At 51.4% G+C, this 25,384-nt stretch carries 19 protein-coding genes and 1 tRNA gene; 10 read left to right on the plus strand and 10 right to left on the minus strand.

Annotated elements, in window-relative coordinates; translation table 11 throughout:
- Window positions 1-2: 2 nt before the first annotated feature.
- Window positions 3-1,667 (minus strand): DNA methyltransferase, encoded by a 1,665-nt coding sequence (locus tag CKO12_RS06485; RefSeq protein ID WP_200153933.1) that lies wholly within the window; start codon window positions 1,665-1,667, stop codon window positions 3-5.
- A gap of 104 nt (window positions 1,668-1,771) precedes the next feature.
- Window positions 1,772-2,629 carry a DUF4743 domain-containing protein gene (locus CKO12_RS06490; RefSeq protein ID WP_200153934.1) on the minus strand — a complete coding sequence of 286 codons (858 nt, stop codon included), beginning with the start codon at window positions 2,627-2,629 and terminating at the stop codon, window positions 1,772-1,774.
- A gap of 116 nt (window positions 2,630-2,745) precedes the next feature.
- Between CKO12_RS06490 and ilvD the strand changes: the two genes are divergently transcribed.
- From ilvD to CKO12_RS06505, 3 genes are all read left to right on the plus strand, one after another.
- Window positions 2,746-4,596, plus strand: a complete 1,851-nt coding sequence (gene ilvD / locus CKO12_RS06495) for a dihydroxy-acid dehydratase (protein WP_200153935.1) — start codon at window positions 2,746-2,748, stop codon at window positions 4,594-4,596.
- 112 nt (window positions 4,597-4,708) lie between these two features.
- Window positions 4,709-7,138, plus strand: a complete 2,430-nt coding sequence (lon, locus tag CKO12_RS06500) for an endopeptidase La (RefSeq protein WP_200153936.1) — start codon at window positions 4,709-4,711, stop codon at window positions 7,136-7,138.
- Between the two features lie 155 nt (window positions 7,139-7,293).
- Entirely contained in the window at window positions 7,294-8,373 is a 1,080-nt protein-coding gene (locus CKO12_RS06505) for an alkene reductase (protein ID WP_200153937.1), read from the plus strand.
- A 129-nt stretch (window positions 8,374-8,502) separates the two neighbouring features.
- On the opposite strand, the gene CKO12_RS06510 is transcribed toward CKO12_RS06505, so the two are convergent.
- On the minus strand, window positions 8,503-9,333 hold the full coding sequence (locus CKO12_RS06510; protein ID WP_200153938.1) for an SIR2 family protein: 831 nt from the start codon (window positions 9,331-9,333) through the stop codon (window positions 8,503-8,505).
- 194 nt (window positions 9,334-9,527) lie between these two features.
- Between CKO12_RS06510 and rpe the strand changes: the two genes are divergently transcribed.
- Together rpe and CKO12_RS06520 are read left to right on the plus strand one after the other, a co-directional pair.
- Complete coding sequence (gene rpe / locus CKO12_RS06515) at window positions 9,528-10,220, plus strand: ribulose-phosphate 3-epimerase (RefSeq protein ID WP_105074579.1); 693 nt, start codon at window positions 9,528-9,530, stop codon at window positions 10,218-10,220.
- Between the two features lie 15 nt (window positions 10,221-10,235).
- Window positions 10,236-10,910 (plus strand): phosphoglycolate phosphatase, encoded by a 675-nt coding sequence (locus CKO12_RS06520; protein WP_200153939.1) that lies wholly within the window; start codon window positions 10,236-10,238, stop codon window positions 10,908-10,910.
- A 150-nt stretch (window positions 10,911-11,060) separates the two neighbouring features.
- Here CKO12_RS06520 and CKO12_RS06525 read toward each other — a convergent pair whose 3' ends face one another.
- From CKO12_RS06525 to CKO12_RS06540, 4 genes are all read right to left on the minus strand, one after another.
- A complete protein-coding gene (locus CKO12_RS06525) occupies window positions 11,061-12,314 on the minus strand; it encodes a methyl-accepting chemotaxis protein (protein ID WP_200153940.1) in 1,254 nt (417 codons plus the stop codon).
- Window positions 12,315-12,377: 63 nt separating this feature from the next.
- Window positions 12,378-12,641, minus strand: coding sequence for a zinc ribbon domain-containing protein (locus CKO12_RS15370; RefSeq protein ID WP_200153941.1), 264 nt, complete (start codon window positions 12,639-12,641; stop codon window positions 12,378-12,380).
- A gap of 75 nt (window positions 12,642-12,716) precedes the next feature.
- On the minus strand, window positions 12,717-13,550 hold the full coding sequence (gene kdsA, locus CKO12_RS06535) for a 3-deoxy-8-phosphooctulonate synthase (RefSeq protein WP_200153942.1): 834 nt from the start codon (window positions 13,548-13,550) through the stop codon (window positions 12,717-12,719).
- Window positions 13,547-15,190, minus strand: coding sequence for a CTP synthase (locus CKO12_RS06540; protein ID WP_200153943.1), 1,644 nt, complete (start codon window positions 15,188-15,190; stop codon window positions 13,547-13,549). The genes kdsA and CKO12_RS06540 overlap by 4 nt, the downstream gene beginning before the upstream one ends.
- Window positions 15,191-15,362: 172 nt before the next feature.
- Here CKO12_RS06540 and CKO12_RS06545 point away from each other — a divergent pair.
- Window positions 15,363-15,436: transfer RNA gene (locus CKO12_RS06545), tRNA-Met, on the plus strand.
- Between the two features lie 108 nt (window positions 15,437-15,544).
- Here the strand turns inward: CKO12_RS06545 and CKO12_RS06550 are convergent.
- Window positions 15,545-16,870, minus strand: coding sequence for a dihydroorotase (locus tag CKO12_RS06550; protein ID WP_200153944.1), 1,326 nt, complete (start codon window positions 16,868-16,870; stop codon window positions 15,545-15,547).
- Between the two features lie 58 nt (window positions 16,871-16,928).
- Here CKO12_RS06550 and CKO12_RS06555 point away from each other — a divergent pair, with 58 nt between their 5' ends.
- Window positions 16,929-18,998: an elongation factor G gene (locus CKO12_RS06555; RefSeq protein ID WP_200153945.1), complete on the plus strand. Its 2,070-nt coding sequence runs from the start codon at window positions 16,929-16,931 to the stop codon at window positions 18,996-18,998.
- A gap of 84 nt (window positions 18,999-19,082) precedes the next feature.
- Window positions 19,083-20,399, plus strand: coding sequence for a hemolysin family protein (locus CKO12_RS06560; RefSeq protein WP_207146290.1), 1,317 nt, complete (start codon window positions 19,083-19,085; stop codon window positions 20,397-20,399).
- Between the two features lie 74 nt (window positions 20,400-20,473).
- Here CKO12_RS06560 and dapD read toward each other — a convergent pair whose 3' ends face one another.
- Window positions 20,474-21,295: a 2,3,4,5-tetrahydropyridine-2,6-dicarboxylate N-succinyltransferase gene (gene dapD / locus CKO12_RS06565; protein WP_200153947.1), complete on the minus strand. Its 822-nt coding sequence runs from the start codon at window positions 21,293-21,295 to the stop codon at window positions 20,474-20,476.
- A 185-nt stretch (window positions 21,296-21,480) separates the two neighbouring features.
- Between dapD and CKO12_RS06570 the strand changes: the two genes are divergently transcribed.
- Both CKO12_RS06570 and CKO12_RS06575 read left to right on the plus strand, forming a co-directional pair.
- A complete protein-coding gene (locus CKO12_RS06570) occupies window positions 21,481-22,269 on the plus strand; it encodes a substrate-binding domain-containing protein (RefSeq protein ID WP_200153948.1) in 789 nt (262 codons plus the stop codon).
- Window positions 22,270-22,293: 24 nt separating this feature from the next.
- Window positions 22,294-24,312: an ATP-binding protein gene (locus tag CKO12_RS06575; RefSeq protein WP_200153949.1), complete on the plus strand. Its 2,019-nt coding sequence runs from the start codon at window positions 22,294-22,296 to the stop codon at window positions 24,310-24,312.
- Here CKO12_RS06575 and hypE read toward each other — a convergent pair.
- Window positions 24,309-25,352: a hydrogenase expression/formation protein HypE gene (hypE, locus tag CKO12_RS06580; protein ID WP_200153950.1), complete on the minus strand. Its 1,044-nt coding sequence runs from the start codon at window positions 25,350-25,352 to the stop codon at window positions 24,309-24,311. The genes CKO12_RS06575 and hypE overlap by 4 nt on opposite strands.
- Window positions 25,353-25,384: the final 32 nt, after the last annotated feature.

The following is a 25,384-nucleotide window of genomic DNA, read 5'->3' on the forward strand; positions in this document are numbered from 1 at the left end:
GCTTACTCGTCAGGTTCTGTCTCATCTAACGAGATATTAAACTGTTCCTCAGTGTTCGATTTGGCGGCAGTTTTCAATACTGAATGCAACAGCGGTAAATCAATCAGTTCTCGCTTTTCAATCATGTTCTGCACGGTCACAATACGAATCACCGGATCATCACGATGAAATAGCACATGATGATAAAAACCAGCATCCAGCGCCTCTTTTTTCATGTCAGCAGTGGGCTTTTGCAGCGTGATAAAAATACCCATCACGGCTTTTTCACGGATGCGGTCACTGTTCAATTTAGCAATATCGCCGCGACCAACTTTGCCAGATTTAACTTGAAAGACAACGGGCGCAGTACTATTGGAATCAGTGGCAATATAAACAATGCCATCAATGCCGCGATCTGCGCCCTTCTTTTCATTGATGATCGCGTGATTTTTGCTGTAAGTTAATACTGCCCATTTTTCAAACTCTTTGCGCACCCGATCATCTTTTTTATTCGCCAGCGCAATCGCTGACTCCATATCACGCGGAATACCGTTTAACGTGATCGTATTCAGAACATCAGCACCAAACTGATCTTCCAAGCGTTTGAGAACGACGGCAATGCTCTGGTAAGTAATATCAATCCCAAGCCACCGGCGATTGAGACGCTGCGCAACCGCAACAGTGGTACCGCAACCGCAATACGCATCCAAAATCACATCGCCATCATTGCTGCTGGCTTGAATGATGCGCTCCAATAATGCCTCTGGCTTTTGCGTGGGATAGCCGAGGCGCTCTCTGCTAGTATTACCAATTCGTTCAATTTCAATCCAATTGGTGTCAATCGGCTTACCCGGTCGTTCATCAAGATATACTTTTAATCCATCTAAACGAGGTCTGCCATCAAGTTTCGTTAGAATTTTTCCCTCTTCCCATAACTTTTCAAGTCGGGTTTCACTAAATGCCCATCCTCTGTTTTTAGCAGGTTTGGTACCACGCCAAACAAAATTGCGATAGGTATTGCCAGAAAGCGTTAAATCTTGACCCGTAAATAAACGACCATTTTCATCTGGTTTATAGCGTTTAAGCTGCGCAGGTGAATAAATAGTATGGGATTTATTCCACACAAAGTTCTGACTTTTTGTATAAAAAAAGATGATGTCATTTGAGCGTACATAACCACGAGTTTTCATGTTATGCGCATTAGTGCGTGGCCACACGATCTCATTCAAATAATCTCCACCCCGCGCACAAAACACACTATCTAAAATCAGCTTCAAATAATGCGACGCGGTGGGATCGCAATGTAGATAAAAGCTGCCGGTTGGTTTTAACACGCGCTGAATCTCATTTACCCGCTGCGTTATGCTCACTAAATAGGATAATAAACCGCTGCGCCCCAACACTGCATCCAATCCCTTGAGCAATTCAATCGTCTGGCGCGTATAACGTCCGCCTTCATTGCCAATGATCTCCATTAAAGCGCGATCCGCCAACGCATTCCACGTCCAAGTATCAATAAATGCTTGCGCTTGCGCCTGATCTTCCTTGCCGACATTGGTATAAATCTGGAAATAATTGCGCTTGGAGTTAAACGGCGGGTCGATGTAACATAAATCAATGCTGTCTTTTTCAATTTTATTGCGCAGCACGTCCAGATTGTCGCCATAATACAGTTCGTTATTATTCATGTGCTTCACCGTGTTGTTGATAAACTTGCCGCTGTTGCTAACAGCGGCACATGAGGTTAATCTCATTATAACTGAATTAACCTGTTAGCGGAAAATTGCGGCGATTATTCTGGCAGCTTTACGCGCAAACCGCGCACCAATTCTAAATAATCCGGCTCTGCAGGCGTTATTAAACCGTGTCGAATCAGAAAATCAATAATGACCAAATTACAATTCAATTTGAATTGATCACTGTCGCGCACCAGTTCCAGCACTTCCGCTGCCGGCATTCGCACAAAACTGTCCACTTCGCCATCGGTGCAGCGCGGCACAAAATCTTCTAGCAATTCAAGGTCATAGCAATACATCACATCCGGTTTCAAACCTCGCGCCGAGTCTTGGCAATAACTCACCGCGCCAACTGCGACCGCCTGATCCGCCAATTTCGCCGCCATTCCCGCCTCTTCCGCACATTCTTTGCGCAAATTGTCTGCCAAACTCAACCCCGCTGGCAGCCCGCCGGCCACGAGATGATCGAGACAATTGGGATAATGACGCCGATTCGCCGCCCGCCGCCCCACCCACAGCTCCAAACCGTGCGCGGTACGGACAAAACCGTTGAGATGTTGCCCAAACGCACGCATTCCAAAGAATGGCGCGGCCGCCCGATCAATCAAACAACGCGCCTGTTCGCGGGTGCTCGCCGTCACCGGGTACAGCTCGCCGTGCTGATGCGTGATCAGCTCTTGTGCGGCGAATTCCGCCACTATATCGGCTAAAATCGCCGAACGTGCGGCGAAATCAGCGGGCGCTCCGTACCAATACACGGCCGCTAACGTCACCTCAAACTGCTGTGGCCAGCGCCGCAACTGTTCTGCCGCTGCCGGGCGCAGGCTGCCGATGCGCTCACCGTTGAGATAAAACGGTAAAAAGTGTTCTGAATTCCAAGTATTACAAGCGCGGAGCTTGTCAAGAAATGACATATTTACCACCATTGACGGTTATACAATTGATGAAAAAAACAGCGCAGAATACCCGTTAAAAGCGTTATCCCGTATCCTTGAATGTTACGCCTTACTTTTCAACAGGACTGACTACTATGCCGCACTATCGTTCACGCACAACCACTCACGGGCGCAATATGGCTGGTGCTCGTGCATTATGGCGGGCAACGGGTATGACCGATGCCGATTTTAATAAGCCAATTATTGCCGTCGTCAATTCGTTTACGCAATTCGTGCCCGGTCATGTTCATTTGAAAGATTTGGGACAGTTAATTGCACGTCAAATTGAAGTGGCGGGTGGCGTAGCAAAAGAGTTTAATACCATCGCCATTGATGATGGAATTGCAATGGGACACGGCGGAATGCTCTATTCGCTGCCGTCGCGTGATTTAATTGCGGATTCGGTGGAATACATGGCAAATGCGCATTGTGCTGATGCGCTGGTGTGTTTATCCAATTGCGATAAAATCACGCCCGGCATGTTAATGGCATCACTGCGTTTGAACATTCCTACTGTGTTTATTTCCGGCGGGCCAATGGAAGCGGGAAAGATATTGCGCAGCGATGGTGAACACGCGCTCGATTTAATTGATGCCATGATTGCAGCGGCTAATCCGAATGAAAGTGACGCCGATGTTGCGCAATTAGAACGCTCGGCGTGCCCGACTTGCGGTTCCTGCTCCGGCATGTTTACTGCCAACTCCATGAATTGTTTAATTGAAGCACTTGGTTTTGGTTTACCCGGCAATGGCTCATTACTCGCCACTCATGCCGAACGCGAAACGCTATTTTTAGAAGCTGGTCGTTTAATTGTCGAATTGACGCGCCGTTATTATGAACAGGATGATGCCAGCGTCTTACCGCGCTCAATTGCAACCTTTGCTGCCTTTGAAAACGCAATGAGTTTAGATATTGCAATGGGTGGCTCCACGAATACGGTGCTGCATTTATTAGCGGCTGCGCACGAAGCGGGCGTTCATTTCACAATGGCGGATATTGATCGCCTCAGTCGGCAGGTACCCAATTTGTGCAAAGTTGCACCCGCGACGCAGCTTTTTCATATGGAAGATGTGCATCGAGCAGGCGGCGTCATTGGAATTTTGGGTGAATTAGATCGCGCCGGATTGCTGCACCGCGATTGCCAAACCGTGCATTCCGCAACCCTCGGCGCGGCGTTGGCGGAGTGGGATATTGCTGGAAAAACAGTGACTTCGACCGCGCAGCACCGGTATCTCGCCGCACCCGGCGGAGTGCCGACGCAGGTTGCGTTCAGCCAACATGCGCAGTGGGCGACGTTGGATGTGGATCGCGCTGGCGGCTGTATTCGTGATCTAAATCATGCGTATAGCCGCGACGGTGGCTTGGCGGTGCTGTTTGGCAATCTGGCAGCGGACGGCTGCATCGTCAAAACGGCGGGCGTTGATGCGGCAAACCTGACATTTACCGGCCCGGCGCGTATTTTTGAAAGCCAAGAGGACGCAGTAAACGCAATTCTCACTGAGCAAATTCAAGCTGGTGATGTCGTGATCATTCGCTACGAAGGGCCAAAAGGTGGGCCCGGAATGCAGGAAATGCTCTATCCAACCAGCTATTTGAAATCAAAAGGACTGGGTAAAGCCTGCGCATTGATTACTGATGGACGGTTTTCGGGTGGTACTTCAGGATTATCAATTGGTCATGTATCACCGGAAGCTGCGGAAGGTGGCGTGATTGCTTTAATTGAAAATGGCGATCAAATCGCAATTGATATTCCAGCCCGGCGGATTGACGTATTGCTTGATGATGAGACATTAGCGACGCGGCGCAATGCAATGTTGGCGCGGGGTACGGCGGCATGGCAACCGCTGGCGCGGGAGCGTGAAGTGTCAGCGGCGCTGCGGGCGTATGCGGCAATGACCACCAGCGCGGCACATGGCGCAGTGCGCGACATTACGCAGTTGCGATAACGATTTTCAACCTCCATTATACAAAAATGGAGGTTTTCTCTTGCTAAAAAAGAAGCGTTAAACCGCAAAACTGTTTAACGATTCACACAAAAAATGAACTGGAGCATTTGTAATGACGGATACGGATGACAACACTTTAGAACACGATGCTACACCATCAGCGGATGACAACACATTAGAACATGATGCGGCGTCAACAGCAGATGATTCCATTCAACTTGCCCGCGCTAATGATGTATTGCCTACTGAAATTCATTTATTGCCGGTTGCGTCGCGTCCATTCTTTCCTGGGCAAGCCGTGCCGTTAATGATGGATGCTGCACATTGGACTGCGACCATGCGTGCAGTTGCCGATACGGAGCACAAAATACTCGGCGTGGTATTAGTGAATAGTGAGACATCAGAAGAAGCCACACCGGTGAATTTTCGTGCGATTGGCACCGTATGCCGAGTGCATCGCATTCATCAACAAGATGAACATTTGCAGGTATTGGTTGAATGCTTGCAACGGTTTCGGATTGCGGATTGGGTGAATGGCGCAGTGCCGTTTTATGCGCGTGTCACCTATTTACCAGAACCCAGCGGAACGCCGAGTTCAGATGTCAAAGCATACGCAATGGCGGTGATTAACACCATTAAAGAATTGCTCCCGCTCAATCCGCTGTACGTTGAAGAATTGCGGATGTTTTTAGATCGGTTTGGCCCGGATGATCCCTCGCATTTATCTGATTTTGCAGCCAGTTTGACCACCGCCAACAAGGATCAATTGCAGGAAGTGTTGGAATTGGTGCCGCTGCTATCGCGGATGGAAAAGGTGCTGGTGCTCTTAAATAATGAACTCGAACTCGCTCGCGCCCAGCAAAAAATCCGCCGCACTGTTGAAGAGAAGATGCACAAACAGCAGCGTGAATTCTTTTTACGCGAGCAGATGAAGGCGATTCAAAAAGAGCTCGGCATTGCCAAAGATGATCGCACTGCTGAGATTGATAAATTCCAAACGCGCTTAAAAGGTTTGGTGTTGACCGAGCAGGCACAAAAGCGGGTCGGTGAAGAACTGGAGAAGATGGGCATGTTAGAAACTGGCTCGCCAGAATATGCCGTCACGCGCAATTATTTGGATTGGATCACGCTATTGCCTTGGGGCAAACATTCTAAAGATAAGTTGGATTTGAAGCGGGCGCGGCGCGTTCTTGACCACGATCATTACGGCTTGGCAGATGTGAAAGATCGAATTCTCGAATTTCTCGCTGTTGGTATTCACAAGGGTGAAATTGCGGGGTCGATTATTTTATTAGTTGGGCCGCCGGGTGTGGGTAAAACCTCCATTGGACGCTCCATTGCTGATGCGTTGGGACGGCGCTTTTTTCGTTTTTCAGTCGGCGGCATCCGCGATGAAGCGGAGATAAAAGGGCATCGCCGTACCTATATTGGCGCGATGCCGGGGAAGTTTTTGCAAGCAGTGAAAGATGCGGAAACTGCCAATCCGGTGATTTTGCTGGATGAGATTGATAAAATTGGCGCGTCTTATCATGGCGATCCCGCATCTGCATTATTAGAAGTGCTTGATCCAGAGCAGAATGTTGATTTTCTCGATCATTATTTAGATTTGCGCTTTGATTTGTCTAAAGTGTTATTTGTTTGCACTGCGAACCAATTAGATACCATTCCGGCACCGTTATTGGATCGGATGGAGGTGATTCAATTATCCGGCTATATCGCGGAGGAAAAACTCCAAATTGCGAAAAAGTATCTTTTGCCACGGCAATTGGAACGCGCCGGCTTGAATAAAGACACGGTGAAATTGGATACTGCAACGTTGCGCACGTTAATTGATGGTTATGCGCGTGATGCGGGAGTACGGCGTTTAGAAAAACAACTCGGCAAAATTGTGCGCAAAGTGGCGGTGCGTTTATTGGAGGGCACGGTGGCACCGCTGACAATTACTGCTGCGCAATTGCCGAATTATCTCGGCGGGGCGGTGTTCCGCGATGAGCGCAAACTGACCGGACCGGGCGTGGTCACGGGCTTGGCGTGGACGGCGATGGGCGGGGCGACGCTGTCGATTGAAGCGGCGCGAACGCATAGTTTTACACGCGGTTTTAAGCTCACCGGTCAACTCGGCGATGTGATGAAAGAATCGGCCGAAATTGCGTATGGGTATTTAGTGAGTCATGCGCAACAATTCGGTGCTGATCCGACATTTTTTGAGATGGCTTTTATTCACGTTCATGTCCCAGCGGGCGCAACGCCAAAAGATGGTCCATCGGCGGGTATTACATTGGTGAGTGCATTATTATCATTAGCCCGCAATCAACCGGTGCGGCGGCTTGCAATGACTGGCGAAATTACTTTAACTGGTGAAGTATTTCCAGTTGGTGGTATTCGAGAGAAATTGATTGCAGCGCGTCGCGCTAAAATCAAAGAAATCATTTTGCCGGCAGAGAATCGCAGCGATTTTGATGAAGTGCCGGAGCACGTTCGCAAGGGCTTAAAAGTACATTTTGCCTCGCGTTATGAAGATGTGCTGCCATTGCTGTTTTAATGGTAGGTTGGGTTGACAGCGTCAACCCAACTGAATCGCTGAGATATAAAAATTGTGCCGCTTTGATAATGACGGGTATTTAATTGCGGTAATGTTAGTTTCATTTGTTGGGTTGCCAAAAGCGGCAACCCAACCTACAGAATCGAGAACCACTGATGACTGATCTTTTTCAACCGTATCAATTGGGCAATTTGAAACTTGCTAATCGTATTGTGATGGCACCATTAACCCGCAGCCGTGCCGGAGCGGGTGATGTTCCAACGCCATTGATGGCGACTTATTACGCGCAACGCGCCAGCGCTGGTTTAATTATTAGCGAGGGAACGCAAATTTCACCGCATGGCAAAGGCTATATTCAAACGCCGGGTATTTATAGCGCCGAGCAAATCGCGGGCTGGCGGCTGGTGACGGATGCTGTTCACGCGGCGGGCGGCACAATCATGGCGCAGTTGTGGCACGTTGGGCGCATTTCGCATCCAGAACTGCAACCGGATGGAGCGTTGCCGGTGGCACCATCCGCAGTGCTGCCGGTTGGTCAGGTCTTCACGGGGCGCGGCATGGTGGACATGGTGCTGCCCCGCGCTTTGGAACTCGCTGAAATTCCTAGCATTATCGCTGATTATCGCCAAGCGGCGGTCAATGCCCAAGCTACCGGTTTTGACGGCGTGGAAATTCACGCCGCCAACGGTTATTTGCTCGATCAATTTCTGCGCGATAAAACCAATCGGCGCAGCGATGAATATGGCGGCAGCATTGAAAATCGCGCTCGGCTGCTGCTCGAAGTAACTGATGCAGTGCTGGAAGTGTGGGAAAAAGAACGGGTTGGCGTGCGGCTGTCGCCGTTGTCGCCGGTCAACGATATTGATGACAGCGATCCCGAGCCGCTGTTTAGCTATGTCGCGCAGGCGTTATCACGACGCGAGATCGGTTTTTTGCACGTCATTGAAGGTGTGACCGGCGGAGCGCGAGAGACTGGACATTCGTTCCAAATCAGTCGGTTGCGTTCAATTTTTGCCGGGACTTACATTGCCAATAACGGTTACACCCGCGAGCTGGCGCTGGCTGCTCGCGCCAGCAATAGCGCCGATTTGATCTCTTTCGGTAAAGCATTTATTGCCAATCCCGATTTGGTGGAGCGACTGGAGCAGGATGCGCCGTTGAATTTGCCCGATCCCGCGACGTTTTATGGCGGCGCTGAAGTCGGTTACACCGATTATCCGGCGCTGTTTGTGTGATTGAGTTGTCAGTTAGCGGTGACAACCGCTAACTGACAACTTTTTTTAACTGCGTCACTCTTAAATATAAACAATTGCTCCGCTTTAATAATGACGAGTATTTAATTGCGGTGATGTTGGTTTCTACGCTTAAGCCGCTAATAAATCCGCGACATCCGCTTCAATAATCACAACATCTTTTTTCTCACAAAAGCGCCGTTCTTTATCCGTTGGTTCTGGAATGAGCGCCCAGCCCGCTGGTGATGCCGCAGCGTTATAAATCATGTCGGACATAATCATCCGCTCGGTATCGCGTTGAAACCGTAAACCAATAAACAAATAGCGTTTGCCAATCCGCAGCGTTTTCACCACATCGGGAATTGCAAATCCGCCCATCAATTCGGTGATGTAATCCACATAATCGGCATCCGAGGCAATATAAGTCGGATCAGGACGCGGACTTCCCATCGGTTTGAATAGAATTGGCAGCGTTGAATCAATCGCTTGTTGATTGATTTCGTGATAACGCTCGCCATCGTAATGATGCAGCCGAAAACGATAGTCCGTGCCGCCCGTGCGAGCGATGCCGCGAATCAAGGTGTGCGGAATATCTGCATAAGAATCTTGCAGTTGCGTGTCGCGGTTGATGTCGATGACATATGGCGGGCGAATGTGTTGCAGCCAATCGTGCAGCGGCGCTCGCGTCCAAGTGCGCTGGTTGTAAGTGGTTTCCAAAAAACGATGCACGGCAGAGCGTCCGCGTTTGAGTTCGACATTCATCGCAGCGCGGGGAAATTCCCACATCAGGCGCGGAGCCATTGGTTTGCCGTCATTCATGGCGATGATGAGGCTGTCGCTGTCGGCGGGAATCGGCGCAGCGGTGACGGGATCGACTGCGCCGGTTAATGCGCCAGCGCCGAGATAGGGTACGAGCGTGCCGGCGGCGACTTCTTGCACGAGTCGGTTGAGAATGGTGGACATCTGTGCGGTATTTCCTCAATAAATGCGTATTTGCGATAAACAGCAACATCTGCGCCATGATCGGTAACGACTGCGGTGCGGTGAAAATATCAGCCCATTCAGTTAGAGTTTCGTGCTTTCTTAAACCAGCCAACGATTGATCTGTCGCGTTAGTTGAGCGCCGCAGCCTGTCCATTTCATAAGGAATTTTCACGATGACAACTGACCTGATTGCACCTTCCATTTTGTCGGCAAATTTCGCCAAGCTCGGCGAAGAAGTGGACAACGTTCTCGCTGCGGGCGCGGACATCGTGCATTTCGACGTGATGGACAATCATTATGTGCCGAATCTGACCATCGGTCCGCTGGTGTGCGAGGCGCTGCGCAAACACGGCGTCACCGCGCCAATTGACGTGCATTTAATGGTCAAGCCGGTGGATCGGATCATTCCCGATTTCGCCGCGGCCGGCGCGACCTACATCACGTTTCATCCCGAAGCCAGCGAGCACATCGACCGCACGTTGCAACTGATTCGTGCGGAAGGCTGCAAATCTGGGCTGGTGTTCAATCCCGCTACCCCATTGAGTTATCTCGATTATGTGCTGGACAAGGTGGACATGATTTTGCTGATGTCGGTCAACCCCGGTTTTGGCGGCCAGAGTTTCATTCCTGCGACCTTTGAAAAGCTGCGTCAAGCGCGGCAAATCATTGATAACTCTGGGTTTGATATTCGGCTGGAGATCGACGGCGGCGTCAAAGCCGACAACATCGCCGAGGTGAAAGCGGCTGGCGCGGATACTTTCGTGTCTGGTTCGGGGATTTTCAGCAAGCCCAGCGCCAGCGATGCGCATCGTTATGACAGCATTATCAAAGAGATGCGAGCGGCGATGGCGACGGTGAGTCGTTAAAACGGATTGCTGACGATGCTGCAACCAAAGATGGTGCTGTGTGATTTGGACGGGACGCTGGTGGATAGCGTTCCCGATCTGACGTTTTGCGTGGACGCGATGATGGAGCAATTGGGGCGTCCGGCGTGGGGTGAAGCGGCGGTGCGGACGTGGGTCGGCAACGGCGTCGAGCGGCTGGTGTGTCGGGCGCTCATCGGTCAGCTTGACGGCGAGCCAGACCCGGCGGATTACGCGCTGGCATATCCGCTTTTTGTCGCGTTGTACGCAGCGAACACCTCAACCCGCTCGGTGCTGTATCCGGGCGTGCGCGAGGGGCTGGAATTTCTGCGCACTGCCGGTTATCCGCTCGGCTGCGTCACCAACAAAGCCGCGCAGTTCACGGAACCGCTGCTGCAACAGGTCGGTATTCGGGATTATTTCGGGCTGGTGGTCAGCGGCGACAGCCTGCCGCGCAAAAAGCCAGACCCGATGCCGCTGCTCCACGCGGCGCGGCATTTCGGCGTCGCGCCAACCGATGCGTTGATGATTGGTGATTCGGGCACGGATGTGAAAGCGGCGCGAGCGGCTGGGTTTGGCATTATTTGCATGAGCTATGGCTACAATCACGGCGTGGATATTCGAGAAGCGCAACCGGATGCAGTGATTGATTCATTGGATGAATTGCGGGGATTGGTCGCCGCACAGGCTTGAATTGAATGGTGCAGAATACGCGGGGGCGTATTCTGCCATTATTGACAGCGCGACTGTTCGCAAAGAACGATGAGGATATTTTTTAATCAAAATACAGTTGCTGAAAAGGTTAAGCTGTAACAGATTTTTTACTGACAACTGACAACGCATTCAAAATAATTCAATCCGCACTTCCGACGTTTCCGCATTCGTCGTAGAACGCGCATGGCAGGCTTCACCAGTTAAATAATCATTAAGCAATTGCAACAACTGCGGCGGCAATTCGCGCAGTTGATCATCATTACTGGCGCTGGCAGTGAATAATTCACAACGTCGTATTAACGCCGTTTGCACTCGCCCCACGCGCTGCCCCACGACATCTTGATATTGCAGCATTCCCAACATATCGCTAATTTGCGTCGCCAGTGCCGTATTGTGTTGCGTGACTACGGAAAACAGCGTTTTATAAAATTGCTGCATGTCTTCATAGTTATCACGCAGATGCTGAATTGAATCCACCGCATGATTAGCGCGATCTAATTGGTGCGTGGAAGCACCCAATAAATCTAATTGTAAATTGCGCTCCACCGCGTTCAAGGCTTGGTTTAATCCCGCTTCAATAGCATTTGCTGCTGCTGCCGCATCATTTGCCAGCGCCCGCACTTCATCCGCCACCACCGCAAATCCTTTGCCCGCTTCACCAGCGCGAGCGGCTTCAATTGCGGCATTGAGCGCCAGCAAATTCGTCTGCTTGCTGATGCGCTTGATCGCCGTCGCCAACCCTTCGAGCTGGTGAATGTCGCCCAACACGCGCTGAATCGCGGTCATATCGTCGTGAATTTTGGTGGGCAATTCCTGCACAAAACGGGCAACTTCGGTGATGTCGGTGACGCCGTGCGCAATGTCATCTTCCATATCCAGCGCGTTACGCGCCGAGTGGGTTAGATAATTCAATAACGCGCTGGCAGAGTGATTTAATGCGGTCGCCCGTTCGATCAGCGTCAGCGCCGAGGCTTCGGTGTCGCGCACCGCTTCGGTCAGTTGCTGTTGAATCGCTTGATCTTGCTCAACCGTCAGCGTCAAGGTTTGAACGCCGGCGGCGTGAATCTGCGCTGCTTCCAATAAAGAATCATCAACCGCGTTTAAGGCGCGACACATGGCACTGGTGGTGCGGGAATTGAATTGGAAAAACAAAATGCCAGTGATGAAATTAGTACCCAAGAGCGCGGTACCAATAAACAGAGCGTACGTCAACGGTTCGCTGAGACCCAATTGCGAGGCTTGGGTGATGATCCAATCGCGGCTGAAATACACCAGCACTGCTAACACCACCGCACCCACGACGGTCAACATCGCCATCGCTCGTTGCAGGACTTTGGCTTGTTCGAGGCTTGCTTCCACAACCGACTGACGCGACATGGGCATTGGCAATGATCCTTTAAGTGCCGCTACTAAAAACCTATGATTTTCTAGTATCTATTCACACCATCAACGCAAAATCCACGATAACACTGTGCTCTTGTGCGCATTTAAGGTCTCGGCTGTAACGTGTCCAGACCGGATTGGATTCAGATTGAGCGCAGCGTTCAAATCTCTATCTGCGCTAAATCTACACGCGCAGATAAAATTTCTATCTGCAAGTGATACATATGGTTTAATTTTTCCACAAATAGGAACAGGTTTTACTGCTGGAAAAAATCGGTTGGCAACCACGACAACACAATTTCTCAATTGAGCCTTGTATCCAATCATACGGTTCCTGACACATCTATTATCATACCTTATGACCAACTGTTATGAACCCAGCAACGTGTTGATGATGGCTCGCTAAACCACGCCGCTGCCGTCGCGCACTTTCACTACCCGATCAATTGCCAGCAGCATTTCCAACAACTCGCGCAGTTGCGCCAGCGGCCAAGAATTTGCGCCATCACTCAGCGCCAGCTCAGGAGTGGGATGGGTTTCCATAAAAATGCCGGCAATGCCCACCGCCACTGCCGCTCGCGCCAGCACCGGCACAAATTCGCGCTGACCACCGGACTGCGTACCCGCACCGCCCGGCAATTGCACCGAATGCGTCGCATCAAACACCACCGGGCAGCCGGTCTCGCGCAGGATTGCCAGCGAGCGCATATCCGCCACCAAGTTGTTATATCCAAACGAAAATCCGCGCTCGCACACCATGAGCTGCTGATTGCCAGTCGCCCGCGCTTTATCGACAACGTGGCGCATATCGCCCGGCGCGAGAAATTGCCCTTTTTTGAGATTGACCGGCTTGCCCTGACTGGCAACAGCGCGGATGAAATTGGTTTGGCGACACAAAAACGCGGGCGTTTGCAGCACGTCCACCACCGCTGCGACCTCCGCCAACGGCGTGTCTTCGTGAACATCAGTCAGCACCGGCACGCCGATTTTCTCGCGCACGTCCGCCAAAATCTGCAACCCCGCGTCGATGCCCAAGCCGCGAAAGCTCGCGCCTGCCGAGCGGTTGGCTTTATCAAACGAGGATTTATAAATGAACGGAATGCCAAGCGCGGTGGTCAGCTCTTTGAGAGCACCAGCGGTGTCTTGCGCCAGCGCCGCGCTTTCCAACACGCACGGACCGGCGATCAAAAACAGCGGGCGATCACTGCCGACTTCAAAATTCAGCAAGGACATCATGCGCTTGGCACTCCGCTGCGTTCACGCTGCGCCAGCGCCGCCCGCACGAAGCCACGAAACAGCGGATGGCCATCACGCGGCGTGGAGGTGAATTCGGGGTGGAATTGGCAAGCGATGAACCACGGATGATCGGGAATTTCAATAATTTCAACCAGTTTGTTATCCAGCGACCAGCCCGAAAACCGCATCCCCGCATCTTTCATCGCGTTGAGATAACGATTGTTGAATTCATAGCGATGACGATGGCGCTCGCGGATTTGCGCCGTGCCGTACACCTTCCGCGCCAAACTGCCCGGCTCAAGCCGACTGTTTTGTCCACCGAGGCGCATCGTGCCGCCAAGATCGTCGCTGGCGCTGCGCGTCTCCAGCTTGCCGCGCTCGTCGCGCCATTCCGTGATCAGCGCAATCACCGGATGCGGCGTATCGCGGTCAAATTCAGTGCTGTGCGCGTCCTCCAAACCGGCGAGATGGCGGGCGTATTCAATCACCGCAATCTGCATTCCCAGACAGATGCCGAGATACGGAATCCGCTGCTCACGGGCAAATTGCGCGGCAGCGATCTTGCCGTCAATCCCGCGCTCGCCAAAGCCGCCGGGCACCAGAATCGCATCTAAACCCTGCAACGCAGCAGTGCCCTGTTGTTCAATTTCTTCGGCATCGAGATACAAAATCTCGACCTTGGTATCGGTGTGAACGCCGGCGTGAGCGAGCGCCTCCGACAGCGATTTGTAGGCCTCGGTCAGGTGCATATATTTTCCCACCATGCCGATACGCACTTGCTGGCGCGGGTGGTCAAACCCGGCTAACACGCGATCCCATTCGCTCAAATCGGCAGCGGGCACGTCGAGCCGGAACTGCGTGACGACGAGATCGTCAAGTTGCTGCGCGTGGAGCAGGCGCGGAATGCGATAAATGTTGTCGGCGTCAACGGCGGAAATGACCGCGTTTTCCGCTACGTTGGTGAACAGCGCGATCTTGCGCCGCTCCTCATCGGGCAGAGCGCGTTCGGAGCGACAGAGCAAGATGTCGGGCTGAATGCCGATGGAACGCAGTTCTTTGACCGAGTGCTGAGTCGGTTTAGTTTTGATTTCGCCGGCGGTGTGGATATACGGCACGAGCGTCAGGTGCATAAACAGCACGTTCTCGCGCCGCTCCTCGACGCGCATTTGCCGAATCGCCTCCAAAAACGGCAGCGATTCGATGTCGCCGACGGTGCCACCAATTTCCACCATCGCCACATCTGCGCCTTCTGCGCCCAGCCGGATGCAGTGTTTGATCTCGTCGGTGATGTGTGGAATCACCTGCACGGTGCGGCCGAGATAATCGCCGTGCCGCTCTTTGCGGATCACGCTTTCATAAATCTGCCCGGTGGTGAAATTGTTATTACGTCCCATGCGGGTGCGCAAAAAACGCTCGTAATGACCGAGATCAAGATCGGTTTCCGCGCCGTCGTCGGTGACGTACACCTCGCCGTGTTGAAACGGACTCATGGTGCCGGGATCGACGTTGATGTACGGATCGAGCTTGATCATGGTCACGCGCAAGCCGCGTGCTTCAAGCAAGGCGGCCAGTGAGGCAGAGGCAATGCCTTTGCCCAGCGAGGACACCACGCCGCCAGTGATAAAAATGAACTTGGTCATAAGCAACAGACTTCAAAAAATAGGTCACGGGCGTTTGCCCGACAGCTGTGGTCAAGCTACCAAAATCGGCGCAGTGGCTCAATTGAATCGCACTGTTTACCGCGCTCGCCAACGGGATTGCGATTTAAGGCTTGCAATCAGGCGCTGAGGTGTTTAGTATTCATTCTTCAATTGCGGGGTGGAGCAGTCAGGCAGCTCGTCGGGCTCATAACCCGAAGGTCGTAGGTTCAAATCCTGCCCCCGCTACCGAATTAAAAAGCTGATAACCAAAGTTATCAGCTTTTTTGTTGTCTGCCATTGCGCGTATTCATGCAGGCAATTCAAAGTGCATTGCCTGCGCTCAATTGTTTGAATTCACTGTTGGAGATTTGACAGCGATTTCAAGCGCGGTTGTTCAAAAACCACGCGCCCACCCAAGATGGTTCCGATGACGCGCCCGCGCAGTTCCAGCCCCAAAAAGGGCGAATGATGCCCGCGACTGATCAGCGTCGCTGCCGTCGGCGTCCACACCTCCGCTGGATCAAATAAACAGACATCCGCTGGTGCGCCGAGCGTGAGTTGGCCGAGCGTGCGCCCCAGAATGTCCGCCGGGCCGCTGGTGAGTCGCGCCAGCAGCGGCAGCAATTCCACCTCGCCCAGTTCCACCAGCCGCAGCGCCAGCGGCAATAACGTTTCCAATGCTGATATCCCCGGAGCCGTTTCGGGAAAGGGCGCGAGCTTGGCATCCGCATCGTGCGGTTGATGATCCGAGCAGATCGCGCTGAGATCACCCGTCGCCACCGCGTGCCGCAGCGCCGCCCGATCTGCGGCAGTGCGCAAGGGCGGAATCAGGTGGCAATTGGCATCAAAGGTCGCCACCGCTTCCTCAGTTAAAAACAATTGATGAATGTTGACATCGCCGCTGGCGCGAACCCCGCGCTGCCTCGCTTCCGTCAGCATCGCCACCCCGCGAGCGGTTGATAACCCACGAAAATGAATCCGCGCTCCCGTCTGTTCTGCCAGCGCCAAATCCCGCGCAATGGCGACAGTTTCTGCCGCTTCGGGAATACCGGGCAGCCCCAAGCGCGTACTCACGCGCCCCTCGTGAACACAGCCGCCTTCACACAGATCGGGATCGCACGGATGCAAAAATACCGTCAGCCCAAAAGTTGCCGCATATTCCAACGCCCGGCGCTGCACCTGCGCGTTGCGCACCGGCTGCTGTGCCTGACTCAACACCGGACAGCCAGCGCGTTTCAACGCCGCCATTTCCGTGATCTTGTTTCCCGCCAGCCCTTGCGTCATCGCGCCCGCCGGAAGCACTCGCGCATAACCAGCGCGTTTGGCGAGTTGCTGCACCAGTTGGGCAACCGCTGGCGTATCAAGCACCGGATGTGTATCTGGTGGACAACACAGCGTCGTGATGCCAGAAGCAGCGGCAGCGCGGGTTTCGCTGGCGATGGTTGCTTTGTGCTCGTGACCCGGCTCACGCAAACGGGCACATAAATCAATCAAGCCCGGACACACGATCAAGCCACTGGCATCAATCACGCGCTCGGGTTGAAACTCCGCTGGCGTCGCCCCGACCGCGAGCACGCGCCCATCAGCGAGATGAAGATCGGTGACGCAATCAATGCCGTTAGCAGGATCAAGCAGGCGTCCATGACAAATGCTGAGGCGGAGTGGTGAATAATTCGCCATAACCAAGGATGTTTCCGAATTGAATTGAGCGTTTATTTATTGGGAAGCGTTGACAGCAATGAACACCTCCGCGCAATTATCACACGTTCGTCATATTGGCATCGTTGCTCACGTTGACGCCGGCAAAACCACGCTTACTGAGCGCATCCTGTTTTATACCGGCGCTTCCTACAAAATCGGCGAAGTTCACGACGGTGCCGCGCACATGGATTATCTCGCCGAAGAGCAGCGGCACGGCATCACCATCACCGCTGCGGTCACACAAGCGCCTTGGCGCAACCATCTGTTGCAATTAGTAGACACGCCCGGACACGTCGATTTTACCATTGAGGTCGAACGCGCCATGCGGGTGCTGGACGGGTGCGTAGTGGTGCTGGATGGCGTGCGCGGGGTGGAGCCGCAAACGGAAACGGTGTGGCGGCAGCGGTCACAATTTCAATTGCCCGCGTTGTTTTTCATCAACAAAATGGATCGCCCCGGCGCAGATTTGCGGCGAACGTTGGCGGCGATCAAACAGCGGCTGCACATCGAACCGGTGCCGCTGACGGTGCCGCTGCCAGACGGTGCGGGCGTGATTGATTTGTTGGAACGCACGCTGCTGCATTTTGATGGTGAACAGGGCGCTGAAGTGCATTCTGAACCGTGCCCGGCGGCGCTGTGGGCGCAAGTGGCTGATTTACGAGAAAGTCTGTTGTTGGCGGCAGCGGAAATGGACGACGTGCTGGCAGAGCAGGTGCTCGCTGGCGCAGAACCGAGTGCGGCCGCACTCCGCGCTGCGTTGCGCATCGGCACCTTGCGCGGACAACTGTGTCCCTGTTATGGCGGCAGCGCCTTACGCAATCTCGGCGTGCAGCCGCTGCTGGATGGCGTCGTGGAGTTTTTACCGGCACCGTTGGATCGTCCTCCGACGTTGGCGACCTTGCCGGATGGCAGTCAGCACCCGCTGCCGCTGTCTGCCAAAGGCGCACTGGTGGCGCTGGCGTTCAAGGTGCAACTGTGGGACGGACGGCGGCATGTGTTTGCGCGGCTTTATCGCGGTACGCTCAAACCCGGCGATCCGGTGGTCTTTCAGCGCCGCGACGGTCGCTTGCAACAGGAACAGGTAGCGCGGCTGTTTGCGGTCGATGCCGGTAAAAAAACCAAGCTCGATCACGCCGAAGCCGGGCAAATCGTGCTGTTGGCTGGGCTGCGGTTTGCCGCTACCGGCGACACGCTGTGCGCTCCGGAGCAGGTGCTGCACTTAGAACGGATCGCCACTTATACGCCCGTGCTCGGTTTGGCGATTGAACCCAGCGGCAGCACGGATACCGATAAACTGTTAGAAGTGTTGGATAAAGTGCTGCAAGAAGATCCGACGCTGCGGCTGGAGGAAGACCCGGACACGGGACAGCGCGTGCTGCGCGGCATGGGCGAATTGCATTTGCAGATCGTGTTGGAGCGGTTAGAACGGGAGTTTGGGGTGCAGGTGCGCAGTGGACGTCCGGCAGTGGCGCTGCGCGAAACCATTCGCCAGACCGCGACGGCAGAAGGACTGTTTGCACCGCCGCCGCATCCCGATCCGCGCCAGCCTGATTTAATGGCGCGAGCGGTGGTAACGGTGACGCCGTTGCCGCGTGGGAGCGGTGAACAACAACTGGTGCAGCCGCGTCTGCTGCCTGCTGGCGCAGAATTGAGCGCGGCGCAACGGCAAGCCCTGATCGCGGCGCTGCACAGCGGATTAGCCGCTGGCGCGTTGCAAGGCGCACCGGTGTTAGATGTCGCGGTGCGGGTTGACGAGATCGAATTATTTGGCGCGAGTTCGACTGCCGAAGCGGTGGCGGCAGCGGTGGCAAAGGCGTTGCGCCATGCGTTAGCTGCCGCCGCGCCGGTGCTGATGCAGCCGGTGATGCAGGTGGAAGTGATCGTGCCGGAGATGAATGTCGGCGCAGTGCTGGGCGATTTGCAGGCGCGACGGGCGCTGATTCAACACACCAGCAGCACCGGCGGCGATGTCACCTTGCGAGTGGAAGCGGCGCTGGCGTCATTGCTGGGCTATACGACCACGCTGCGCAGCCTGACCCAAGGACGGGGACAATTTAGTATGACGTTTGCTCGTTTTGATCACATGACTGGAAGCATTAACGAATGAAAATGATTGAAAATGCTGTAATACAATTGGCAATTGAATACCGCAGCACCCGCTGTCACCATCAATTGCCACGCGCCTAGAGCAATGATGATGGAACATAACCTATTGTTAGTTGTCGTTGCGTTTTTATTAGTCCTGCTCAATGGTTTTTTTGTCGCCGCCGAATTCGGTTTGGTAAAATTACGCCAAACTCGCGTCAAAGCAATTGCAAAAAATCGCGGCTGGCGCGGGCGCATCCTCATTCGCGTTCATCAACAACTGGATACCTATTTATCCGCGTGTCAATTAGGGATTACGCTGGCATCATTAGGCTTGGGATGGATCGGTGAACCCGCCTTTGCACAACTGCTGCGTCCGCTGCTGATTGCATTAGGCGTTGATAATGAACATCTGGTGCATACCATCGCGTTTTCTTTTGCGTTTTTTGTAATTTCTTATTTGCATATTGTGGTCGGTGAATTAGCACCAAAATCAATTGCCATTCGCTTTCCAGATCGGGTTGGGATACTAACTGCCGCGCCGCTATATGGGTTTTATTGGCTCATGTATCCGCTCATTTGGATGCTCAACCACAGCTCAAATTGGCTATTAAAAACGCTGCATTTAGAGAATGCGCATCACCACGATGTGCATTATTCTACCGAAGAACTCAAAGTCATTTTGCGGGCATCGCGGGCGAATGAGCAATATACCAGTGACGAATGGCGGGCGCTGGCGCAAGCACTGGATTTTCGTAATTTAGAAGTTGCCGATTTAATGCGCCCTTTTCGAGAAGCGATTGTGCTATACAAAGCCAATGACTTGGAAACGAACTTAGACCGCATGGTGCAACACCGTTACAGCCGCTATCCGTATTTGAATGCCAAAGAGCAAGTTGAAGCGGTGATTCATTTGAAAGACGTTTTTTTTGCACTTCATCAAGCAGAACCATTAACCACGTTAGATCATTTAGCGCGTCCCGTGCTCACCGTATCACCCAATTTACCGGCGAGTGAATTATTACGGCGCTTTCGCCAAGGTGCCCCTCATTTTGCAGTCGTCGCCTATCAAGACAAACATCCATTAGGCTTTATTACTTTGGATAATTTATTGGGGGCGCTGGTGGGAGAAATTCGTGATGAATTTCGCCAATCACAAAACGAATGGATGAAATTAGATGACGGCACTTTAATGGGAAAAGGGAGCTTGTCGATTTTCACTTTAGAGCGGGCGCTGGGCATTGATATTGAGGAAACGACGGCGGATTCTGTTGGCGGTTTAATTTTGCAGCAACTGGGCGATTTACCAGAAGAAGGGCAGCGGATTCGTTTTGAAAAATTCGATGTGGTGGTGAAAAAAATGAATGGCCCGCGCATTATGTTAGTGCGCGTCTACCCTCAAGAAGATGCCGCTGTATTGTAACAACAGCATTAAAAAAACCTTTCCTAGCAAGAAAAGGTTTTTTATCGCGTCTTGCTGGTGCTAAACCGGATTGCTTAAATATCGCGTAGCAATTCGTTAATGCCGACCTTGCTGCGGGTTTTTTCATCGACCTGTTTAATAATCACGGCGCAATACAGACTATGCGAACCATCTGCAGCGGGCAAATTACCAGAAACCACCACTGCTCCCGCTGGCACCCGCCCATAGGTCACTTCACCGGTCATCCGATTATAAATTTTGGTACTTTGCCCAATATAAACGCCCATTGAAATGACCGCGCCAGCACCGACAATCACTCCTTCTACAATTTCCGATCGTGCCCCAATAAAACAATTGTCTTCAATAATAGTAGGTGCCGCCTGCACCGGTTCTAATACGCCACCAATTCCCACACCACCAGATAAATGCACATTTTTTCCAATCTGCGCACAGGAACCAACCGTCGCCCAGGTATCAACCATCGTACCTGAATCAACATAGGCACCGATATTGACATAGGACGGCATTAACACGCAGCTCGGCGCAATATAAGCGCCTTTACGCGCAGTAGCAGGCGGGACAATGCGTACTCCAGCATCGCGGAATTCACGCGAATTGGTATCCGCATATTTAGAAGCAACCTTGTCATAATAATTGGTAAAGCCGCCTTTCATAGACCAATTATCTTCAATACGAAATGACAGCAGCACTGCTTTTTTAATCCACTCATTTACAACCCAAGTCTCATCGCGCTTTTCCGCAACCCGCAACATGCCGCGATCTAAACGCTCAATGGTATCTTGCACCGCATCACGGACATGCGTCTCTACCGTGCGCGGCGTGATGTCGGCGCGACGTTCAAACGCATCAAGAATAATTTTTTGTGGTTCGGTCATGGGAAAATGGTTCCTAATAAAAAGAAGTGCGTACTGGTGCGAGAGCGATAGCATCGCAGTGAATGAAGGTGAAGTCTTGTCCTCATGGAGGTCAAGGATTATCATCCGGGCGCTGTGCAAACTATCACAACTTTTGTTGACATCGCAAACCTTACTTTTTTCATCTCACGCATAGGCGATAACACATGAACTCCTTTTTGCAAAAATTGAGTATTGCTCTGTTGATTTGTGTGCAGTGCAACCTCGCGCTGGCAGCAGATAAAGTGCCAGAATTGTTATTGTATTGCGGCATCACCATGATACGTCCAATGACTGAAATTGCCCAGCGGTTTGAACAGCAAGAAGCGGTAAAAATAACCATTGCGCAGGGTGGTTCCGAAGATTTATATCAATCCGCCAAAAAGAGTGGCGTAGGCGAATGGTATTTGCCCGGTGAGCCGAGTTATCGTGACAAACATCAAGCCGAAGGGTTATTGGGTGATTTCGTAACCGTTGGCTATAATCAAATGGCGTTGATGGTGCAAAAAGGTAATCCGAAACAGATCAAAGCAACGCCACATGAACTGTTGCGTAAAGATGTGATTGCAATTATTGGTAACGCTGAATCTGGCAGCGTAGGACAGGAATCAAAAACGATTTTAGATGCACTTGGCATCTATTCTAAAGTGATTCATGCTGCCGCTTTTCTTGCTCCTGATTCGCGCAGTTTATTAAATGCGATGAAAAAGCAAGAAGCAGATGTGACCTTGAGTTGGCGGGCAACCGGTTATTTTCCTGAAAATGCGGCGCTGCTTGAGGTTATTGATCTTGATCAGCAGTTAGCAAAACCACAAGCCTTGTTATTGATCCAATTAAACAGTGCAAAATATCCAGAACAAACCCGCCGCTTTATGCAGTTTACAGCGGGCAAAGAGGGGCAAGCAATTTTTCGCAAACATGGCTTTCTTGATAATCAAACCTTGATTGATCAATAACTCACTTTAGGAGTGATTTGAGTCATGGATCGTTCGCATTCAGATTCCAAACAACCAGTGGCGTTGCCTGCGCCAACCGTCACCACAGCGGCAGTTCATGTGACGAGTACGTCGATTCGCTGGTTGTTTGGATTGTTCATGTTATGTTTAATTCTACTTCTCAGTTTGCGGGTTATTTTTGCAGATTTTCAGGCAGAAATTAGCGCACATAGTGCCAATGAACGCGCTCGCTTGTTTATTGGTGAAGAGATTATACGCAGCATCAACGGCATTGAAAAAAACTTATATCAGTTAGCGTCAACCCCCAATATAGCGGGATTAAAGCGCATCAAACTAGCAATTGATTTGCAGTTAGATAAGTTGCGCCATGATTTAATGATATTGAAAGATGGTGGGAGTGTGGTGCGGCGCGTATCCCTCAATTTAGAGGGGCGCGATGATATGGTGCGTGAGGTCACTTATTATCCAGAACCTACTTCCAAACAGTATGTGATGGAATTGATTGAACTAACACCACTTCTTGATCAACTTGCTGCAAAAACACAAGAGCTTGAGGTGTTATTAACGCAAAGCTGGAATACGCAAGAACAAGATGATCGCAGTGCTTTTTTTGAAGTACATATTACCATTGATGTATTTCTTAAACATATTCCGCCGTATTTTGAACGGTTGAATGAAAACGCCAACCGCTTGTTTTTTGATAGCAGCGCCAAGTTACAGCAGTTAGAAGCAGCACTAGAACTCCAAAGTACACGCCTTAAATGGGTGGAGATATTATTGGTACTTTTAGTGATTATGCTCACTAGCGCCGCAGTGTGGTTATTTTTAACCCGCATTAGACAAGCGAATCAAAAACTTGCCGAAACCTTAAATGAAATGCGTACTGCTAAGGATGCGGCTGAACGCGCCAGTCGTGCAAAATCTGAATTTGTATCCCGCATGAGCCACGAGTTGCGCACTCCATTAAATGCGATTATTGGCTTTGCGGAATTACTCGAAGCAGAACCCTTATCGTTATCACACAAAAACTATGTCACGCTCATCGGTAATTCGGGAAAGCATTTGATGGAGCTCATCAATGCAGTGCTTGATCACGCCAAAATTGAAGCGGGAAGTTTAACGTTAGAATCTATTGCGTTTGATTTAGCAGCAGCAATTGATTCAGTGAAAACAATTGTTGGTGATCGCGCACATATCAAAGGTTTAGATTTTATCGCTACGGTTGCGCCTGAAGTGCCGCAGGTCGTGCTTGGTGATCCAACGCGCTTGCGTCAAATTTTAATTAACTTACTCATCAATGCAGTGAAGTTTACCGAGCAGGGAACAGTACGTCTTTGCGTCACTACGGAGCAACAGTTAATTGTGTTTAGTGTGCAGGATAGTGGTATTGGAATGCGGCCAGAAGTGTTGACGCGCTTATTTAAACCGTTTAGTCAAGCTGATGATTCCATTACCCGCAAATTCGGTGGCACTGGATTGGGTTTGTTAATTTCAAAAGAATTAATTGAGGCGATGGGCGGCAACATTGAAGTCAGTAGCCAAGTGGGTGTCGGGAGTGTCTTTCGCTTTGGTTTGCCTTTAGTCGCCGCGCCGTCATTGCCAGAACATCTCATTTCTCATTCACCATCAGTGTATTCACAAGTGCCGTTAGCGCAATTGCTTAATGGTAAGGTGTTATTAGTTGATGATAATCATGTGAATCAAAAATTAGCAGGCGCAATGTTAAAACGCTTGGATTTGAATTATGATTTTGCTGATAATGGCGTTGTAGCATTACAACAATTGGCAGCCGCTCAATATGTGTTGGTGTTAATGGATATGGAAATGCCAGAAATGGATGGCGTGACGGCAACGCTGCATATTCGGGAAAATGAAGCAGCGCATCACAGCGGTCATTTACCCATTATTGCTATGACCGCTAATGCGATGCAGGAAGATCGGGAGCGTTGTTTTGCCGCTGGCATGGATGGTTATGTCTCTAAACCAGTGCGATTAAGTGCTTTAGAAAATGAAATCCGGCGTTTATTTACGCCGCAGCATTAACAAATACGCGGTAATTGTTCACCAACTGGCCAAGCAATCATGCGCGTGCTGCCAAATGCTGTTTCTAGTTGTACAAACTGTTGGGCATCTTCAATCACTTCACCAATTATTGCAGCAGCACGACCTAAAGGATGTGCTTGCATGGTCATTAAGAGTTTTTCGGCTTGGGCAGCGGGACAAATAGCGACTAATTTGCCTTCATTGGCGCTATACAGCGGGTCTAATCCTAATAATTCACAGGCAGCAGCAACGGCGCTTGAAATTGGAATTGCTGCTTCAAATAAACGCATTCCTACGCCAGATTGTTGCGCTAATTCATTGAGCGTCGTTGCTAAACCCCCGCGGGTTGGATCACGCAAACAATGTAATTCGGGTACCGCTGCAACCATCGTTGCCACTAAATCATGTAATGCTGCCGTATCAGATTGAATGGTGGTTGTAAATCCAAGATGTTCACGTTGCGATAATACGGCAACACCATGAGCACCAATATCACCGTTAATGAGAATGCGATCACCGGGGCGGGCGCAATCGCCGGCAATGGTAATACCAGCAGGCACCACGCCAATACCAGTGGTGGTAATAAAAATTCCATCGCCTTTGCCGCGTTCAACAACTTTTGTATCACCGGTAATAATTGGCACTCCGGCTGCTTGTGCCGCTTGCGCCATACTGGTCACAATTCGCACCAATTCGCGCAGCGGTAAACCTTCTTCTAAAATAAATCCGGCAGCGAGATACAACGGACGTGCGCCTGCCATTGCAACATCGTTAATGGTGCCATGCACCGACAGGCAACCAATATCGCCACCGGGAAAAAATAATGGTGTAATGACATGACCATCGGTACTCATCACAAGCCGCCCAGCAGGTGGTTGAAAAAGTGCCTGATCATTGTTTTGCGCTAACCATTCATTCTGTAAATGATGATGAAATACTTCAGCAATTAATTGCGCCATTGCCCGTCCACCCGCGCCATGACTCATGTCTACGCAGCCGTGTTCGAGGTCTAAAGGCTGAGAAAAACGAAAATTGCGCATATACAGTTGCCTCAGTGACGCGGTATTGATTG

Source organism: Chromatium okenii (genome assembly GCF_016583745.1).
Taxonomy (GTDB): Bacteria; Pseudomonadota; Gammaproteobacteria; order Chromatiales; family Chromatiaceae; genus Chromatium; species Chromatium okenii.

What these genes read in the sequence shown, in the direction of transcription:
- CKO12_RS06485 (WP_200153933.1), bottom strand. Translation starts at nt 1,667, where the DNA reads ATGAATAATAACGAACTGTATTATGGCGACAATCTGGACGTGCTGCGC.
- CKO12_RS06490 (WP_200153934.1), bottom strand. Translation starts at nt 2,629, where the DNA reads ATGTCATTTCTTGACAAGCTCCGCGCTTGTAATACTTGGAATTCAGAA.
- ilvD (WP_200153935.1), top strand. Translation starts at nt 2,746, where the DNA reads ATGCCGCACTATCGTTCACGCACAACCACTCACGGGCGCAATATGGCT.
- lon (WP_200153936.1), top strand. Translation starts at nt 4,709, where the DNA reads ATGACGGATACGGATGACAACACTTTAGAACACGATGCTACACCATCA.
- CKO12_RS06505 (WP_200153937.1), top strand. Translation starts at nt 7,294, where the DNA reads ATGACTGATCTTTTTCAACCGTATCAATTGGGCAATTTGAAACTTGCT.
- CKO12_RS06510 (WP_200153938.1), bottom strand. Translation starts at nt 9,333, where the DNA reads ATGTCCACCATTCTCAACCGACTCGTGCAAGAAGTCGCCGCCGGCACG.
- rpe (WP_105074579.1), top strand. Translation starts at nt 9,528, where the DNA reads ATGACAACTGACCTGATTGCACCTTCCATTTTGTCGGCAAATTTCGCC.
- CKO12_RS06520 (WP_200153939.1), top strand. Translation starts at nt 10,236, where the DNA reads ATGCTGCAACCAAAGATGGTGCTGTGTGATTTGGACGGGACGCTGGTG.
- CKO12_RS06525 (WP_200153940.1), bottom strand. Translation starts at nt 12,314, where the DNA reads ATGCCCATGTCGCGTCAGTCGGTTGTGGAAGCAAGCCTCGAACAAGCC.
- CKO12_RS15370 (WP_200153941.1), bottom strand. Translation starts at nt 12,641, where the DNA reads ATGATTGGATACAAGGCTCAATTGAGAAATTGTGTTGTCGTGGTTGCC.
- kdsA (WP_200153942.1), bottom strand. Translation starts at nt 13,550, where the DNA reads ATGATGTCCTTGCTGAATTTTGAAGTCGGCAGTGATCGCCCGCTGTTT.
- CKO12_RS06540 (WP_200153943.1), bottom strand. Translation starts at nt 15,190, where the DNA reads ATGACCAAGTTCATTTTTATCACTGGCGGCGTGGTGTCCTCGCTGGGC.
- CKO12_RS06550 (WP_200153944.1), bottom strand. Translation starts at nt 16,870, where the DNA reads ATGGCGAATTATTCACCACTCCGCCTCAGCATTTGTCATGGACGCCTG.
- CKO12_RS06555 (WP_200153945.1), top strand. Translation starts at nt 16,929, where the DNA reads ATGAACACCTCCGCGCAATTATCACACGTTCGTCATATTGGCATCGTT.
- CKO12_RS06560 (WP_207146290.1), top strand. Translation starts at nt 19,083, where the DNA reads ATGATGATGGAACATAACCTATTGTTAGTTGTCGTTGCGTTTTTATTA.
- dapD (WP_200153947.1), bottom strand. Translation starts at nt 21,295, where the DNA reads ATGACCGAACCACAAAAAATTATTCTTGATGCGTTTGAACGTCGCGCC.
- CKO12_RS06570 (WP_200153948.1), top strand. Translation starts at nt 21,481, where the DNA reads ATGAACTCCTTTTTGCAAAAATTGAGTATTGCTCTGTTGATTTGTGTG.
- CKO12_RS06575 (WP_200153949.1), top strand. Translation starts at nt 22,294, where the DNA reads ATGGATCGTTCGCATTCAGATTCCAAACAACCAGTGGCGTTGCCTGCG.
- hypE (WP_200153950.1), bottom strand. Translation starts at nt 25,352, where the DNA reads ATGCGCAATTTTCGTTTTTCTCAGCCTTTAGACCTCGAACACGGCTGC.